Here is a 17,280-nt window from a genome sequence, read left to right on the forward strand (position 1 = left end):
ATTTCCGCTCCCGGCCCTCAGGTTCGACTGCTCCGGCCGTCAGGTTCCGCTGCTCCTGGCCGGCGGGTTCGACTGCTCCGGCCGTCAGGTTCCACTGCTCCTAGCCGGCAGGCCCGACTCCCGTCGCCGCGCGGATGATCTCCTCAAGCGTCTTGCTGTCCGCAAGATCGTGCGGCCGCACCAGCAGATCTTCGCCCACGTAGTAGAAGGCGGCCCGCACAGCCTCCAGCGGAACGTTCATGAGGCGCGACCATGCGAGCCGGTATACCGCCAGCTGCATGGCTTTCGCGTCCCGGTCCGCGGCTGCGGGCGGCCTCCCGGTCTTCCAGTCAATGAGGTCCCATGCGCCGTCGTCGTCCCGGAAGACAGCATCGATCCGGCCGCGGACAACCACCGGTCCAACGCGGGTCTCCACCGGAACCTCAATGCCATGGGGCAAGCGCTGAGCCCATACCGACTGCCGGAACGTAGCGGTGAGCTGTTCAAGCTTCAGTCCATCGTCCACGAAAGCGTCGGCTGCCCCGGGGAACTCCCCCAAGTCCAGCATTCCTGTCGTGCCATAGAACTCCTCGATCCACGCGTGGAATGCCGTGCCCCGACGGGCGGCTGATCCGGGACGGCGCGGGACCGGCCGCCGCAGTCGCCGTGCCACGGCCGCGCTGTCCTCGGTGAGCTCCACCATCAGGGATGCGGAGATGTGGGTGGGGAGCTCAACAGGTGGGGCAGTAAACCGTGCCTGCTGGCGCGCGAGGGCTTTGCTGACCTCCTCGTCCCAGCGCCCGGCCGCGCCGGTGCCCGTGCGGCCCGCCGTACTCACGGCGCCCGGCCGCTGATCATCCGCCGCTGCGCGGACAGCCTCCGCCGCCTGCTCCATGGAACTGCGGCGCGCACCCAGCGGGTCAGTAGGCCACAGTGCCCGGTCGCTCTGGGCACGTGCCGGATTCTCGTCCCCCACTGCGTCATCGCCAACCCAGGCGAGTTCCCGGTATCCGGGTGCCCCGGACTCGGCCAGTTCCCGCAGCTGTTCGAGGTAGCGCGACGGAGCTGTAGGCCGTGAGCGCCCTCCACCCCACGCAGAGGATGAGCACACCAGTACGTGGCGTGCCCGGGTCAGCGCAACATACGCGAGGCGCCGCTCCTCCCGCTCGGTGTGGGTCAGTGCGTCCTCTGCGAACAGGCTCTCGCTGTCGAGCCAGGACTTCTGGTCCGGCTGGTCCCAGTCCCACTGAGGAAGTTCGGCTGCGTCCCCGCGCAATGGCCACGGCACGGAGGCATCACCGGAACTCCACCGGGAACCGGTTCCGCTGGGAAAGGAGCCCTCATTCATTCCCGGCACCAGCACAACGTCCCATTCCAGCCCCTTGGCCGCATGGACTGTCAGCAACTGGACCGCCTCCCGGCTGGTCTCAAGGGCCGTAACGGGCAGCCCGTCCTCCTCGGCATCCGCGGCCTCCAGCCAGGCCAGGAAAGCGGGCAGGTCGACGCGGTCGGAGGTCGAAACGAAGCCGCTCACGGCATCAGCGAAGGCGTCAAGGTTGCGCCTGGCCTCATGCACGCTCACACCCGGTTTTGCCGCAAGCTCAATATCCAGCAGCAGCGTCTGCTCGATTTCGCCGATCAGGGTGTGCAGGTCATCCCCGACCGACTGGCGCAGCACCCGCAGTTCGTCGCGTAACAGGACGAGCCGTTGCCTCGCAGTGTCCGAAAGGCTGCGCCCGCTGCCGGAGATCCATCCTGCGGGCGGCAGGTGATCGACGGCGTCGACCAGGCTCGCCGGTTCCGCGTCCTCGGTGGGCGCCGTCGCCTCGGCATGCCCACCTTCCCCGGGCTCGTTGCCGCCGCCGGCCCCGCCTTCAGATTCCGGCTGGTCTCCGGTGCCGATCCGAAGCGCATTCATCCTGACGTCACGATCGAAAGCCAGCTGTCGCGCCCAATCACCCAGCGCCATCAGGTCTGCAGTGCCGAGACGCCAGCGGGCACCGGCAAGCAGCCGGAGCATCGCGTCGGAGCGTTCCGGATCACCAAGAACCCGCAGCACCGACAGGATTTCGATGATCTCCGGGGTGCGCAGCAGCCCGCCCAGCCCGACGATCTGGACCGGTATTCCCGCCGCCTGCAGCTCCCGGCGGAGCGGCTCGAACTGCTTCCGTCCGCGGCAGAGCACTGCAATGGTGGGGCGCAGGGGCTGGCCGTCGTCGTCCGTGTCGAAGTACCGGCGCCGCTGTGCCTCGATGATCCGGGTCAGTGCCCCTGCCTCGTGGGCAAGCGGATTGTCCGGCGCGGAGGGATCCCGTGGGTCAGCCGCGCTCTCGCTCAGGTACCGCGCAAGGTACACCTCGCCAACCGGTGCTTTAGGGCGTGGGAGCAGGGCGGGGACCTGCAGCTGGTCGCCGCGGGTGAGCCAGGGCGGCGGAACGTTGAGTGAGTCGGCCACCGCGTTGGCTGCCAGCAGAATGCTTGTGGAGTTCCGCCAGGCGACGGAAAGGTTCACCATGGGGGCAGGCTGAAGACCCGTGCCGTTGCGGACGGGGAAACGCGATCTGAAGGTGCTGAGCTGTCCCGCCGATGCCCCGCGGAAACCGTAGATTGACTGGTGGGGGTCGCCCACCGCGGTAACAGACCTGCTGTCGCCGAACAGCTGTGAGAACAGCGTCATCTGGGCGTGGGAGGTGTCCTGGAACTCGTCAAGGAGTACTACTGTGTACTTCTGCCGTTCAACATCGACGGCCTGCGGAACCTCGCCGGCTATCTGCGCGGCAAGGGACACGAGGTCACCGTAGTCGAGGTGACCCGACTGGAACTTGGCGGATGCGTAACGCTCCACCAGTTCGGTCACGGTGACGCGGGTTCGGAGTTTGTCCAACAGCGACCCAACCCGCTGGGTGGGAGGTTTGGATTTTCCGGACTGATAGGGGCGGGCGCTGATTGAGTCGATCTGTTCCTGCAGCACTGATCTCACCGTTGCGGGATCCACGAGGTGCTCGGCGCATTCCGAGGCCATGGTGAGTACCGCTCTGATCAGTGTCCCCTTGGCTGCAGAGAGGTGTTCCCAGGGCCCCTGGTGGGACTCGACAATCCGGCCCGCCAGCTGCCAGGACTGAGCGGTGCCCAGCATGACGGCGTCACGTTCCACTCCGATGCGCAGCCCGTAGTCCTGCACTATGCCGTTTGCGTAGGCGTGATAGGTGGAAATGGTGGGTTCCAGCAGGTCCTCTCCGCTGCCCGACGCACTTTCCGCCTGCGTCCGGTACAACAACTGCAGCTGCTGCCGGATGCGGGCGGCCAGCTCTCCGGCCGCCTTGCGCGTGAACGTGACCCCGAGGATCTGTTCAGGACGAACCAGTTTGTTGGCAACCAGCCACACCACGCGGTCAGCCATGGTTTTGGTCTTGCCGGATCCAGCCCCCGCAATAACCAGCAGCGGCTGCAGCGGCGCTTCGATGATGCGGGTCTGCTCCGGCGTGGGGAACAGAATCTCTGAACCGGCGTCACCGGCCAGCATGCGGGTCAGGGCCCTTGCGGAGAGCTGGCCGGTTCCATCGGCTGCCGCTGCGCCTGCCTGGGTTGTCTCCACACTCATTCGGTCACCTGCCTTCCTTCGACACAGAGCGGACAGATCTCGGGGAGCCGGCAGCCCCCTCCGCCATGGCTGGACCGCCCCGGGTCATGGACCGCCTCGAAAGCAGCAGCGGCCATGAGACTTGCGGCCTGCCCGATCATTTCGTGTGCCCAGGACTCCTCAGGGCCAAGCGGCGGCTGGTTCTGCACCTTGGGAGACTTTGCGCTGGTGCCCAGCTGCACGAGGGCCGCTCCCCCGCTACCCGGGGCAGCAGGTGAACCTCCGGCTGAATCGCCGTCCACCTCGCTGAGCCCCCCGGCGGTCGCAGCCACCTGGTAGGCGGCAAGCTGGGGGTGTGCCGGAACATCCGCGTCCCGTGGAGCGTTCCTGCCGGTCTTGAGGTCGACGATAAAGAGGCAGCCGTCGTGGGTGATTTCCACCCGGTCCACCTGTCCCCGGAGCCGGGCCGTCCGCGCTCCACCGTCCGTCATGACCGGCAGATCCACACTGAAGCTCACCTCGGTGCTGGCCAGGACCCTGCCGGCCTTCCTCATTTCCACCAGATATCCGCCCAGCTTCCGCACCATCTCTCCGGCCCGGCGCAGGTCCGCTTTGGACTCCCAGGTATCTTTCATGCCGAGGCTGGGCCAGCGCCTGACCAGCTCCGCGACGTACTGGTTCCCGGTGCCGTCCGGAATGTCTTGTGCTATGGAGTGGACCAGCGTCCCCAGCGACCGGGCGAAGTCGGTGGGACGCTCTCCGCCTGCCGCGGAGACAAACCAGTTGAGCGGCGAAGCCAATACTGCCTCGACTTTCGACGGCGAGACAGGGATGGCAGCCTCGGGAGGGACCACCGGTCCGGTCGATGACAGTCCAGCCAGGCCCCACCACTGATCGGGATCGGCACCCGGCACCCGCGGTTCGTGCAGCACCATTGTGCCGAGATGACGGACCGCCTCCGCTGCAGCCCCTGCATTGCGCCCGGGCTGCTGCGCATACCTGCGCAGTTCCGCCACCAGCGCCCGCAGCGTCAGCGGCCGCTTGACCTCCGTGCGTGGACGCTCATACCTGCCCGGAGGGAGTGGATCAAGGATGTCGAGGAAGGATGAGGGCTGCTGGTCCTCGGATGACACCGCGATACACACCAGCTCCTCGGAGGCACGGCTGACCGCAGCGGAAAAGGTGCGCAGCTCATCAGCCCGGGTCAGCTGCATGAGGGACAGCGGATCACGGTGGTGCCGGAACTGACTCCCATGCTCGAGCAGAGCGACGAGGTCCCCCGAACCGAGCAGCTCACCCCGGATCCGGAGATTCGGCCAGGTGCCCTCCTGTACGCCGGCCACCAGTACCACGGGCCACTCACGCCCTGCCGCAGCAGCCGGCGTCAGGATTTCGACGGCGGCTCCCTTCTGCGCCCGGGCGGCGAGGGTGTCCATCGGGAGCTCCTGGCTGAGCAGGTATTCCAGGAAGCCCGCCGCCGGAGCGCCCGGCATCTGGTCGACGTACCGCTCCGCCGTCTGGAACAGGGCGACGACGGCGTCCAGGTCACGGTCAGCGCGTGCCGACGGGGGCCCCTGCCGGAGCGCGGCTTCCTCCCACCGCGGTGAGAGCCCGGAGGCTGACCAGACTGCCCACAGAACCGTCTCGGGAGTGCTTGCGTCATCCTCGATCGCTTCCCGTCCGGCGTTCAGCATCAGGGAAAGCCGCCGGACCGGCCGGAGTTGCGGCCTGTAGTCATCGACGGTCTTCCCGCTGAACAGATCGACGATCAGCTGATCGGAGTCCCTGACTCCACCGGCGAGCCGTTCCTCCTGCCTGAGCAACTGGCGCAGGCGCCTGATCTCAAGCGGGCCCGCACCCCCCACCCTGGAGGTCATGATCGACACAGCCAGTTCGGCGTCCAGCTCCCTGACCCCGGTGACGACGGCGAGAATGTCCAGCAGCGGCCGCACGGCGGGTTCGTCGCGGATTGCACGTTCAGCCGGCGGCACACTGACCGGGATGTCCTGGCCGGCAAGATACCGCTGGAGCTCCGCCACCTGTGCACCGGTCCGGGTGATGACCGCGATGTCACTGAAACTTCGACCCTGTTCCACATGGGCTTCGAGTATCCGCTGCGCAACGTAGCGCTGCTCGTGATAGCCGGAGTCCACCACGTGGACCGATAATTCCGCACCTGCCGGCCGGCTGGGCCCGCATTCACCCTGACTGGAACCTCCGGAGAGCTCACCCTGACCGGAACCTCCGCCAGGTTCCGCCAGCCTGCGGTAGCCCACTGGTGTTCCGCTCACCGGTGTCCTCGCCGCCACGGACACCCACCCCGTCGCAAGCCTCCCGGTCAGACGGTGTGATCCGGTGAGCTGGGCCATGCGAACCTGGCCGAGTTCTTCGGGCAGGCGTCCAGCGAGGTCGGGGCGTGCGCCGCGGAAACCCTGGACCGCGGTGTCCGGGCAGGCCGTGATGAAGGCGTCCTTTCCTTCCGCAAGGACACCGCACAGAGCATGCATGGCGGTGTTGGACTCCTGGTAGTCGTCGATCAGGATCAGCTCATATCTGCTTCTCTCCTCTGCGCAGAAACCGGGGTCGGTCTCGAGAATGCCCCGGGCGGCAGTCAGAATACCGGCGGGGTCGAATGCCTCGGGCATGCGGAGATCCAGCACATCCCGGTACTCGCTGTAGAGCGCTGCCGCGGCCACCCAGTCGGGGCGGTCGAACCTGAGGCCCAGATCGGTCAGGTCATCCGCATGGAGGCTGTACTCACTGACGCGGTCGAAGAGTTCGCGGACCTCCTGCCGGAAGCCCCTGGTCCCGAGGGCGAGGCGCAGACCGTCCGGCCAACGGGACTCGAGCAGACCGAGCCTGCGGTGTCCGTCCAGAAGCTCCCTGATGATCAGATCCTGTTCCGCACCGGAGAGAAGCCGCGGGGACCGTGCCAGCTCGGGCAGCAGTCCAGCTACGCGTGCCCTCCGGATGAGGTCGAAGGCGTAGGACGACCAGGTCCGGGCCGGCGGAGCGCTCAGGCTGCGCTCGAGGCGGGCAGTGATGGAATCGCGGAGACGCGCCGCCGCCAGCCTGGTGGGTGCCACGATGAGCATGCGGTCCGGTCCCGTATCACCGTTCAGGATCCGCCTGACCGCCAGCTCAACGAGAACCTGTGTCTTGCCGCTTCCCGGTCCGCCGAGCACAAGCACCGGGCCGGAGCCTGCCCCGAGCGACACGATCTCCGCTTGTTCCGCACTCAGCACAGGGCGCTGCGGGCCTTCTGCCATGCCGGAGGACAGGCGCAGGCCGGCGTAGGGAGACGCAGGGGCAACAGCCGGGGAACGGTTCATGGTCCTACCCCATCATCTGCCTCTGACAGTCCCGCCGGGGAGAAGGAATTACCCGCGGTCCCAGCCGCCAGTGCCGCGCGGATACGCTGCAGGTCCCGCTGCTGGGCAGGATTCGGGTTCCACCGGGAGACGCGGAGGTCGACGCGCGTGCCGTCGGCGCCCGCGGAACGACCGGCGGTTCGCAGGGCGGTTGACTCCTCGCGGTAGTGCCCGACGGCGGTGGACTCAAGTCCCTGCGGCAGCCTGCCGTCCGCGCGAAGCACACGCCACCACGGCACGTCCGCGCTTCCTTTGGACATCACCGCGCCCACCTGGCGTGGACCGCCCCGCTCGAGAATTTCAGCGATGTCGCCGTACGTGAGCACCTTTCCCGCCGGAATGAGGTTGACGATGCTCAGGACCGCCTCCTCATAGTCCAGAACCCGCTCGCGCACCACCCAAGACTAGCGAAGGGAACCCGGCCGCCGCGCCGCGCCCGGATCCGGCAATAGGGAAAAATGTCACAGCCGGCCGATAGCGTCCTGACCATGAACAGCTGGCACATGCATCCCAGGGCAGCCTTTGATCTCGAGACAACGGGCCGGGACCCGCTCACCGCACGGATTGTCACCGCCTCCATCATCCTGGTTGACGGTCGCGGTGGAATTCTGGAACATCACGAGTGGCTTGCTGACCCGGGGGTGGACATCCCCGCGGAAGCAACGGCTGTCCACGGAATTGCGACCGGCACCGCCAGGACGCACGGTGCCCCTGCGGCACAGGTGGTGCACCAGATCGCCGGGGTTCTCGGCGGGTACTTCCGCGGAAAGATCCCTGTACTGGCTTTCAACGCCCGTTATGATTTCACAGTCCTCGCACAGGAGGGCCTCCGGCACGGCGTGCTCACTCCCAACCCATTTCCCGTTCTCGATCCCTATGTGATGGACAAGCACGCGGACCGGTACCGTCCGGGAAAGCGCACGCTTACTGCCATGTGCGGGCACTACGGCGTTCTCCTGGAGAATGCGCACACTTCCGCCGCGGACGTGATGGCAACCCTCGGAGTCGCTGCAGTGCTGGCCGAGCGGTTTCAGCAGCTCCGCCGTCCGGCACCTGAGCTGCACGAACATCAGGTGACCTGGGCCCTTCGCCAGGCTCAGAGCTTTGAGGCGTACCTCCGCCGCCAGGACCCCGACGCGGTAGTGGAAGGCAGCTGGCCCGCAATCGCTTCCTGATGTGCGGCCGGGATCATCCATCAGTCCGAAAAGCAGCGGCAGCCACCCCTCGGAATCGCAGATTCTTCGACACAGGGGCCTGAAAGGGCCGAGCCAGGGCCCTGTACGTGATTCCGGGCACTAAACTTCAGTCGAATCTTTCGCCCGTGCCACACTTAATGGGCATCATGACGCGCCCGTCGCACCGGTTTCCCGGGCGGCTGGGACCCACGGATATCCCGGGCAGCGCGTCCAAAGATACTTCTTTCCTGCTCGCCTGAGCAGCGGAGTTCGCAGAGATCCTGCAACCCCGGACAGCCTGAGGACCAAATGATCACAGTCACGAACCTGCGCAAGACCTACCGTCAGGGTGAACGTACCGTCACAGCCCTCGACGACGTCACCCTTTCGGTACCCAAGGGGTCGATCCACGGCATTGTCGGGCACTCCGGCGCCGGCAAGTCCACCCTTGTCCGCTGCCTCACCCTCCTGGACCGTCCCACCTCGGGCGCCGTCGTCATCGACGGCCGGGAGCTGACCGCCGTTCGGGACTCGGAGGTGCGCACTGCGCGGCGCCGCATCGGCATGGTGTTCCAGCACGCCAATCTCATGGACTCACGCACGGCAGCGCAGAACGTTGCGCATCCGCTCGAACTGGTGAAGACCCCGAAGACTGACGTCAACCGCAAGGTGGCAGAGCTGCTCTCGCTGGTGGGCCTGACCGAATTCGCCGATGCCTACCCTTCGCAGCTCTCCGGCGGACAGAAACAGCGGGTAGGCATCGCGCGGGCTCTGGCATCCGATCCCGATGTACTCCTATGCGATGAACCGACGTCAGCATTGGACCCCGCCACCACCGAAGACATTCTCACCCTCATCCGCAGCCTCACGCATACGCTGAATCTGACGGTCCTGGTCATCACCCACGAAATGCACGTCGTGAAGCGCATCTGCGACTCCGTGTCCCTGCTGGAGCGCGGCCGGATCATTGAACACGGACCCCTCCGCGAGGTGGTCAGCCAGCGGGGTGGATCCCTCGGGAGATCGCTGATGCCGCTGCCCGCCGGCACCGTCGGCGAGGGTCTGCCCGAGCTGGAACTGCTCCTGGTCGGAGATACCGCGTCAGCGCCCGTCCTGTCCGAGCTGACCCGTCGCTTCGATGCCAACGTCAACGTGATTGCCGGAACCGTCGAGACTCTCGGCGGGTCACGGTTCGGCCGGCTCCGTGTCGAAGTCGATTCCCCCCGTCCGCTGAGTGAAATCACCGCCTACCTTGAAGGCGCCGGCGTCCATGTGGAGGTGGCAGCATGAGCCTGTTCGACGACCTGTTCCAGAATCCCGGAATCACCGAGGCCCTGCCTGAGGAGTTCCTCGCAACCCTTCAGATGATCGGGATATCGGGTTTCTTCACCCTGCTGGTCGGTCTCCCGCTGGGGATCTTCCTCCATGCCAGCAGCCCGGGCGGGCTGCGGCCGATGCCTGTCACCAACCGGATCGTGAGCGACGTCGTCGTGAATATCACGAGATCCATCCCCTTCGCCATCCTCATGGTGTCGCTGATCCCACTCGCCCGCCTGCTGACCGGTTCATCGATCGGGCCCGTGGCCGCCTCGGTTTCGCTCAGCATCGGTGCCATCCCCTTTTTCGCCCGCCTCGTGGAGACGAGCCTGCGTGATGTCTCATCAGGCAAGATCGATGCTGCCCTGGTCATGGGTTCAACCCGGCTGCAGGTCATCACCAAGGTCCTGATCCCGGAGGCACTGCCTTCCCTCATCTCAGCCTTCACCACCACGCTCGTCACCCTCGTGGGCTATTCGGCAATGGCCGGAATCATCGGCGGCGGCGGACTGGGCAGGCTCGCCTACAACTACGGCCTGCAGCGGTTCGACACCATGGTCATGGTGGTGATCATCGTGATCATCGTCGCCATCGTGCAGGTCATCCAGATCGTCGGCGACCGGCTCGCACAGCGTGTGGACCACCGCACTGCCGCCACCGCGGGAGCCGGCCGCAGCAGGCGCGTCCGTCGGCAGGCAGCAGCGAACGACGTCGTCGGCGTCTAAAAATTCTTCCCCCGCCTTCAGTCGGGGCCACAACAGCCGGTAGCAGCCAGCTGTCACTTCCCCGGTGCCCCTGATCCGTTCAGGGCCCGGTTCTACGAAAGGAACGCACGATTTCCATGCGTAAGCAGTTCTCGCTGGCAGCAGCCGGCCTGGCCACTCTTCTCACCCTCTCCGCCTGCGGGGCAGGCGACAGCGCTCCCGCCGCCGTCGAGACCCTCGATCCGGCGAGCCCCGCAACGGTTTCCGTGGGTGCCAGCCCCGTGCCCCACGCACAGATTCTGGAGTTTGTCCGCGACAACCTCACCGAGGGCACCGGGATTGAGCTCGAGATCCAGGAGTTCGACGATTACACCACCCCCAATATCGCGCTGAGCGAGGGCGACCTGGACGCCAACTACTTCCAGCACCTGCCCTACTTCGAGAGCCAGGTCGAGAACCAGGGGTACGAATTCGCCCACGGTGAGGGCGTGCACATCGAGCCCTACGCAGCCTTCTCGGAGAAGCACGACGACGCCTCGGCCATCCCCGAGGGCGGTCGCGTGGCGATCACCAACGACCCGTCGAACCAGGCGCGTGCGCTCACCCTCCTGCAGGAAGCAGGCCTGCTCGAGAACATCGAAGCGGACGCTTCGGTGCTGTCCCTGACCGATGAGCAGAACCCGTTGGGTCTTGAGTTCGTCGAGAACCAGCCGGAGCTGCTGCTCAATGATCTGCAGGACCCCACGGTGGACCTAGCGATCATCAATGGCAACTACATCCTCGACGCCGGTCTCAGCACGGACGATGCCCTGGTGGTTGAGTCCGTCGAGGGCAACCCGTACGCCAACTTCCTCGCCTGGAACACCTCGTCCGAGGGTGATGCACGCATCGCCAAGCTCGAGGAACTGCTGCACTCCCCTGAGGTCAAGCAGTACATCGAGGAGACCTGGCCCAACGGCGACGTCTCCCCCGCGTTCTAGGACCGGCGGACTCCGAAGAAACCGCGGCGGACCACGAGAAACCGCGGACGCAGACCGCACTCACACCGGAACGGCCGGCAGACCCACGGGTCCTGCCGGCCGTTCCTGTGTTCCCGGTAGAACCCGAAGGAACGCTCAGACGCCCGGTGGCGTTGCCCCCGCCGATGCAGCGGCCCGCGCGGCGGCAGGCAGCGCGGCCAGGATGTGTTCCATCGCGGCGTCGTCGTGCGCGGAGGAAAGGAACCACGCTTCGAAGACCGACGGCGGCAGATAGACACCCGAGTCCAGCATCGAGTGGAAGAAGGGCGCATAGCGGAACGTTTCCTGTGCCTGGGCATCCGCGTAGTTCGAAACGCCCCGTTCGGAGGTTCCGAAGGCGATGCTGAAGAGGTTCCCGGCGCGCTGAACGGAATGATCGACGCCCGCCCGGTCCAATTCCTCCGACACCGCTGCAGAGAGCTCCAGCGAACGCGCATCGATGAAGCGGTACACCTCGTCCGTGGCATGGGTCAGCTGGGCCACGCCCGCCGCCATGGCCAGCGGATTACCGGAGAGCGTGCCCGCCTGGTAGACGGGGCCCAGCGGCGCCAGATACTCCATGACGTCCGCCCGTCCGCCGAGCGCAGCTGCGGGAAGACCGCCGCCGATCACCTTGCCGAAGGTCAGCAGGTCCGGCGCCCAGCCTTCACCCTTACCGGTCAGTCCCCAGTAACCGCCCGGACCCACCCGGAACCCGGTCAGCACCTCGTCCACGATCAGCAGCGCGCCGTGGTCCGAGGTGATCCGGGACAGCCCCGCGTTGAATCCTGGGGCGGGCTCCACCACCCCCATATTCGCGGGAGCTGCTTCGGTGATGACCGCCGCGATCGAGGAGCCGTGCTCGGCGAAGGCCGCTTCCACTGCCTCAAGATCGTTGTACGGGAGCACCAGGGTTTCTGCGGCCGTGGCGTCGGTGACGCCGGCGGAACCGGGCAGGGCGAGCGTCGCCACGCCTGACCCGGCGGCGGCGAGCAGTCCGTCGAGGTGCCCGTGGTAGCAGCCTGCGAACTTCACAATCAGGTTCCGGCCCGTGTAGCCGCGGGCAAGGCGCACCGCCGTCATGGTCGCCTCGGTGCCGGTGGAAACCATCCGAAGGCGTTCGACGGCGGAAACCCGGTCCTGCACCAGCTGCGCCAGTTCCGCTTCAGCCGGGGTGGACGCTCCGAAGGAGAGACCGCGATCGGCTGCCTGGTGCACGGCATCGAGAACCGCCGGATGTGCGTGTCCCAGCAGTGCCGGCCCCCACGAGCACACTAGGTCGACGTACCGGCGTCCGTCGGCGTCGGTCACATACGGTCCCTGCGCCGAAACCACGAACCGGGGAGTGCCGCCCACGGAGCCGAAGGCCCGTACCGGCGAATTGACGCCGCCGGGCATGAGGGTCTGTGCGCGGGCAAAAAGGTCCTCGGACCGTGTCATTTAGTTGCTCTCCTTCAGCCAGGTGGCCAGTTCAGTTGCCCAGTACGTGAGGATGATCTGCGCACCGGCACGTTTGATACCCAGTACCGACTCCTCGATGGCACGGCGGCGGTCGATCCAGCCGTTCGCGGCGGCGGCCTCGATCATGGCGTACTCCCCCGAGATCTGGTACGCGGCCACCGGGACAGGCGACATCGCGGCGACGTCCGCCACGATGTCGAGGTAGCTCATTGCCGGCTTGACCATTACCAGATCCGCACCTTCCTCCAGATCCAGCTGGACCTCAAGGAGTGCTTCCCGGCGGTTGGCGGCGTCCATCTGGTAGGTCCGGCGGTCTCCGGTCAGCTGGGAGTCCACAGCCTCGCGGAAGGGTCCGTAGAACGCGGAGGCGTACTTCGCCGCGTAGGCCAGGACGGCGGTCTCCTGGTGGCCGGCGTCGTCCAGGGCTCGGCGGATCACCGCCACCTGGCCGTCCATCATGCCGGATGGACCGAGCATGTGGGCACCGGCGTCGGCCTGGGCCACGGCCATCTGCGCGTAAAGGCCCAGGGTGGCGTCATTGTCCACCGACCCGTCATCAGCCACCACGCCGCAGTGTCCGTGGTCGGTGAATTCGTCGAGGCACACATCGCTCATCACGACGAGCGCATCCCCCACTTCGGCGCGCACGTCCGCGATCGCCCGGTTGAGGACCCCGTCGGGATCGATTCCGGCGCTGCCGGTCGCGTCGCGGTGCGCAGGAATGCCGAACAGCATGATGCCGCCGACGCCCAGTTCAGCGGCTTCCGCTGCCGCCCGCCGCAGCGTATCCGTGCTGTGCTGGACGACTCCGGGCATCGAGCTGATGGACACCGGCTCGCTCAGTCCCTCACGGATGAACGCGGGCAGGATCAGCTCTGCGGCGTTGACCCGGTTCTCCGCGGTCAGCCTGCGGATCGCCGGAGTTGAGCGCAGCCGGCGGGGCCGGTGCTGGGGAAAGCTCATGTGTTAGTTCCTCTTCCGATGATTGACGACGGCGGTGCGCACCGCATCGGCGATGCCTGACGGGCTGGGGGACGCGGCCGTTGCGTCGATCCTCATCCCGAGTGCGGACGCTTCCCGCGCGGTCCGCCGCCCGATGGCGACAGTCGCTACGGACTCAGGCAGCGCTCCCATCATGGCATGCAGGCGGACCGCGATGCTGGGCGAGGTGACGACGACGGCGTCAACCCTCCCCTGCCGGATGGCCGCCGACAGTTCCTTCCGCCCGCACGTCCCTGCGGGTGTTCCGGGAACGTCCCCGCCTACCCGCCGCCCTGCGGCGGCGGGGTAGTCGACGGTCAGGTAGGCGGTGACGGCATCAACGGTCCACCCGTGTCCGGTCAGGCCGGTCTGAAGCGTGTCAGCGGCAAGGTCCGATTGCGGAAGGAAGGCCCGCGCGGGCCTTCCTTCCGTAATCGGAAGGCAGGCCAGCAGGCCCTCCGCCGACTGGTCCTCTGCAGGAGTGAGGTCAACTGCAAGGCCGAGTGCCTCAAGTGCGGCGCGGGTAGCGGATCCGACGGCGGCCACCCTGGCGCTGCCCACCAACGACCTCAGGGACACGTTCCGGGCTTCGGCACGCTGTGCGAGGACCGCCACCGTGGTCACACTGGTGAGCACCAGCCAGTCGTAGGAGGACGCGGCGCCCAAGAACCGGTCCAGTTCCCGGGTATCCGCCGGCAGCTCCCAGTCAATCAGCGGCACCACCAGGGGGTTGGCCCCGCGGGCGGTCAGCACTGCCGCCGTCGCTGCCGCGCGCTCCGGACTCCGCAGCAGTGCAACGGTGATCCCGGAGAGGTCTCCGGCGGCCGCATCGGCAGTCATGACGTGACTGCGAGCCCGGCTATCTCCGCTGCCCCGCCGGCAAGAAGCTCCTCGGCCAGCACAACACCAACCGACGCAGCACCGTCCACGGTGAGCTCCCTCGTCGTCTGCGTCCGCCGCAGCAGGGCACTTCCATCGGGGCTGCAGACCACCGCTTCGAGGGTCAGCAGGCCACCGTCGACGGTTGCAAGCGCACCGATGGGCGCGGTGCAGCCGGCTTCGAGCCGGCGCAGGACGGCCCGCTCGGCGGTGACCGCCAGCCGGGTGGGCGCGTGGTCATACCGGCGGAGTGCTTCGGCGAAAGGCGAGGATCCGGCGTCGGCGCTCCGACACTCCACAGCGAGTGCTCCCTGCCCCGGCGCAGGCAGCATGAAACTCGGTTCGAGGTACTCGGTGATCAGCTCCTGGCGGCCAAGGCGGGACAGGCCGGCCGCGGCGAGCACTACGGCGTCGAGGTCACCCGGTCCGCCCTCGACCAGTCCGGCCACGCGGGCCAGCCGGGTGTCGACGTTCCCGCGGATGTCGATGACTGACAGGTCCGGGCGTGCGGCCTTCAGTTGCGCTGCCCGGCGTGGCGACCCGGTGCCGACGCTGGCGCCGGCAGGCAGATCCGCGAGTTTCAGTCCGTCCCTGGCGCACAGGGCGTCCCGGATATCAGCCCGTTCCGGGATTGCCGCGACGGTCAGCCCGTCTGCGTCACCGGTCGGGAGGTCCTTCAGGGAATGGACCGCGACGTCGCAGGCGTTCTCGAGCAGGGCATCCCGGAGCGCGGCGACGAAGACGCCGGTTCCGCCGATCTGGGACAGGGACGCCCGGTTGACGTCTCCGGTGGTGCTGACCCGCACCAGCTCGTACCCCACTCCGCCCAGGCGGGCAAGCGACTCCGCGACCGTTGTGGTCTGGGTCAGCGCCAGTGCGCTGGCGCGGGTGCCGACGCGGACGGTCCCGCTCATGCCTGTTCTGTCTCCGGAAGCCCGACGGTGGAATCGGCGCCCGCGATGGTGGGCTTCTCGCCGCGGCGGTTTGCACAGCAATTGGGCCGGCACACGTCATACCAGGGGCCCAGGTCGGTGGTCGAAGGGCGCTCGATGATGGTGTTGTCCGCTGTGCGCTCACTGACCAGGTCGATGAGCCCGGCAACGAACTTGGCGTGGGTGCCCGGGGTGGGGACCCGCTCGGCGACCAGGCCCAGTTCGGCGCAGGTTTCCATCGCCTCGGTATCCAGGTCCCAGACAACCTCCATGTGGTCGCTCACGAAGCCGAGCGGCACAATGACCACGCCCTTGACTCCGGTGGCCGCGAGATCAGCCAGCGCGTCGTTGATGTCGGGCTCGAGCCACGGGATGTGCGGGGCGCCGGAGCGGGACTGGTACACCAGGGACCACTGGGCATCAGCGGCCTCCGGCACCCGGTCAAGCACCGCCTGCGCTGTGGCGAGGTGCTGGGCCACGTACGCGCCGTCCTCCAGGGCAGGCCCGCCGTCCTCGTTCCGTGGGCCCGCGGCTTCGGCATCGGCGGTGGGGATCGAGTGGGTGGCGAACATGATGTGGACCGGGGCGTTGGACTCACCGTCGGCAGCCAGGCGTTCCCGCACCGACTTCAGACCTTTGGTGACTCCTTCGACGAAGGGCTCCACGAACCCCGGGTGGTCGAAGTACTGGCGGACCTTGTCCACCTCGAGCCGGCCGTCAAGGCCTGTCTCCACCAGCGCCATTCCGAGGTCTTCGCGGTACTGCCGGCAGCTGGAATAGCAGGAGTAGGCACTGGTGGTGACGGCGAGGATGCGGCGGTGACCGGCGTCGTACGCGTCCTTCAGTGTGTCCGCGATGAACGGTGCCCAGTTCCGGTTGCCCCAGAGCACCGGTAGGTCGATGCCGCGGCGGGCGAGTTCGGCCTCCATGGCCGCCCTCAGTTCCCGGTTCTGCTGGTTGATGGGACTGATGCCGCCGAAGGCGCGGTAGTGGTGCGAGACCTCTTCGAGGCGTTCGTCAGGGATCCCACGGCCGCGGGTCACGTTGCGCAGGAAGGGAATGACGTCATCCTGGCCTTCCGGTCCGCCGAAGGATGCCAGGACAATGGCGTCGTACTTCTTCGGCTCCATGCGTCCGTTGTCACTGACTCCGTCGAGGGGGTGGAAGGTTGGAGTGGTCATCGGAGTACCTCTGCTGCTTCCTGGGCGGTGATCCGCCGGCCTGTGTAGAACGGAACTTCCTCGCGGACATGCCGACGGGCCTCGGTCTCGCGGAGGTAGCGCATGAGGTCAACCAGATCCACGAGTTCGGGCGCCTCAAGGGCCAGGATCCACTCCCAGTCACCGAGGGCAAAGGAGGACACCGTGTTGGAGATGACCTGCGGGAACTCACGGCCCTTCATGCCGTGGTCGTAGAGCATTTCACGGCGTTCCTCGGTGGGCAGGATGTACCACTCGTACGAGCGGACGAACGGGTACACGCATACCCATTCAGCCGGTGCGACGCCCCGTGAAAAGGCAGGCGAGTGGCTCTTGGAGAACTCCGCGTCGCGGTGCACGCCCATCGCAGACCACACGATGTCCGTCCCGGCCAGCGTTGCCGTCCGGCGAAGGGTGCGCACAGCGGCCTGGAGGTCTTCCGGACGGGTGCCGTGGAGCCACACCATGATGTCGGCCTCGGCACGCATGGCGGAAACATCATAGAAACCGCGGACGGTGACCCCGGCCGCAGCGAGTTCGGCGGTTGCGGCGTCCAGTGCACCGCCGTCGTCGGGCGCACCGGCGGACCGCTTGAAAACGGTCCAGAGCGTGTAGAACTGGCCGGCCCCGGCGTCGTCGCCGTCCTGAAGGGTGCTGCCGGTGGAAGTGCCCTGCGCGTGTTCGTAACCCGTATTCTCGCTCAT

13 protein-coding genes are annotated in these 17,280 nt (G+C 67.1%); 4 read left to right on the top strand and 9 right to left on the bottom strand.

All coding sequences use genetic code 11. The features are described 5' to 3' along the window. Window positions 1–100: 100 nt before the first annotated feature. The 3 genes from BLS52_RS00390 to BLS52_RS00400 are packed head-to-tail and all read right to left on the bottom strand — an operon-like array spanning window position 101 to window position 7,325. Window positions 101–3,580, bottom strand: coding sequence for an ATP-dependent helicase (locus BLS52_RS00390; RefSeq protein ID WP_090584119.1), 3,480 nt, complete (start codon window positions 3,578–3,580; stop codon window positions 101–103). Then, a complete protein-coding gene (locus BLS52_RS00395) occupies window positions 3,577–6,891 on the bottom strand; it encodes an ATP-dependent helicase (RefSeq protein ID WP_090584120.1) in 3,315 nt (1,104 codons plus the stop codon). Before BLS52_RS00395 ends, BLS52_RS00390 begins: the two co-directional genes overlap by 4 nt. Continuing rightward, window positions 6,888–7,325: an MGMT family protein gene (locus tag BLS52_RS00400; protein ID WP_216699025.1), complete on the bottom strand. Its 438-nt coding sequence runs from the start codon at window positions 7,323–7,325 to the stop codon at window positions 6,888–6,890. The genes BLS52_RS00395 and BLS52_RS00400 overlap by 4 nt, the downstream gene beginning before the upstream one ends. A gap of 93 nt (window positions 7,326–7,418) precedes the next feature. On the opposite strand from BLS52_RS00400, the gene BLS52_RS00405 reads away from it, so the two are divergent. The 4 genes from BLS52_RS00405 to BLS52_RS00420 all read left to right on the top strand — a co-directional run bounded on the left by BLS52_RS00405 (window position 7,419) and on the right by BLS52_RS00420 (window position 11,106). Beyond that, window positions 7,419–8,105: a 3'-5' exonuclease gene (locus BLS52_RS00405; protein ID WP_090584472.1), complete on the top strand. Its 687-nt coding sequence runs from the start codon at window positions 7,419–7,421 to the stop codon at window positions 8,103–8,105. Between the two features lie 309 nt (window positions 8,106–8,414). Beyond that, window positions 8,415–9,395: a methionine ABC transporter ATP-binding protein gene (locus tag BLS52_RS00410; protein ID WP_026544171.1), complete on the top strand. Its 981-nt coding sequence runs from the start codon at window positions 8,415–8,417 to the stop codon at window positions 9,393–9,395. Beyond that, entirely contained in the window at window positions 9,392–10,147 is a 756-nt protein-coding gene (locus BLS52_RS00415) for a methionine ABC transporter permease (RefSeq protein WP_035777897.1), read from the top strand. The genes BLS52_RS00410 and BLS52_RS00415 overlap by 4 nt, the downstream gene beginning before the upstream one ends. 116 nt (window positions 10,148–10,263) lie before the next feature. Further along, complete coding sequence (locus BLS52_RS00420) at window positions 10,264–11,106, top strand: MetQ/NlpA family ABC transporter substrate-binding protein (protein WP_026544172.1); 843 nt, start codon at window positions 10,264–10,266, stop codon at window positions 11,104–11,106. A 135-nt stretch (window positions 11,107–11,241) separates the two neighbouring features. Here BLS52_RS00420 and hemL read toward each other — a convergent pair whose 3' ends face one another. The 6 genes from hemL to hemQ are packed head-to-tail and all read right to left on the bottom strand — an operon-like array spanning window position 11,242 to window position 17,280. Next, complete coding sequence (gene hemL / locus BLS52_RS00425; protein ID WP_026544173.1) at window positions 11,242–12,564, bottom strand: glutamate-1-semialdehyde 2,1-aminomutase; 1,323 nt, start codon at window positions 12,562–12,564, stop codon at window positions 11,242–11,244. Continuing rightward, complete coding sequence (gene hemB, locus BLS52_RS00430; protein WP_026544174.1) at window positions 12,565–13,548, bottom strand: porphobilinogen synthase; 984 nt, start codon at window positions 13,546–13,548, stop codon at window positions 12,565–12,567. It lies immediately after the preceding gene. 3 nt (window positions 13,549–13,551) lie between these two features. Further along, the gene (locus BLS52_RS00435; protein WP_090584121.1) at window positions 13,552–14,406 is read right to left on the bottom strand and encodes a uroporphyrinogen-III synthase; all 855 of its coding nucleotides are present in this window, start codon (window positions 14,404–14,406) and stop codon (window positions 13,552–13,554) included. Then, entirely contained in the window at window positions 14,403–15,359 is a 957-nt protein-coding gene (hemC, locus tag BLS52_RS00440) for a hydroxymethylbilane synthase (RefSeq protein WP_026544175.1), read from the bottom strand. Before hemC ends, BLS52_RS00435 begins: the two co-directional genes overlap by 4 nt. Beyond that, a complete protein-coding gene (locus BLS52_RS00445; protein ID WP_026544176.1) occupies window positions 15,356–16,558 on the bottom strand; it encodes a ferrochelatase in 1,203 nt (400 codons plus the stop codon). The genes hemC and BLS52_RS00445 overlap by 4 nt, the downstream gene beginning before the upstream one ends. After that, entirely contained in the window at window positions 16,555–17,280 is a 726-nt protein-coding gene (gene hemQ, locus BLS52_RS00450) for a hydrogen peroxide-dependent heme synthase (protein ID WP_026544177.1), read from the bottom strand. The genes BLS52_RS00445 and hemQ overlap by 4 nt, the downstream gene beginning before the upstream one ends.

Source organism: Arthrobacter subterraneus, from assembly GCF_900099735.1.
Lineage (GTDB): Bacteria > Actinomycetota > Actinomycetes > Actinomycetales > Micrococcaceae > Arthrobacter_D > Arthrobacter_D subterraneus.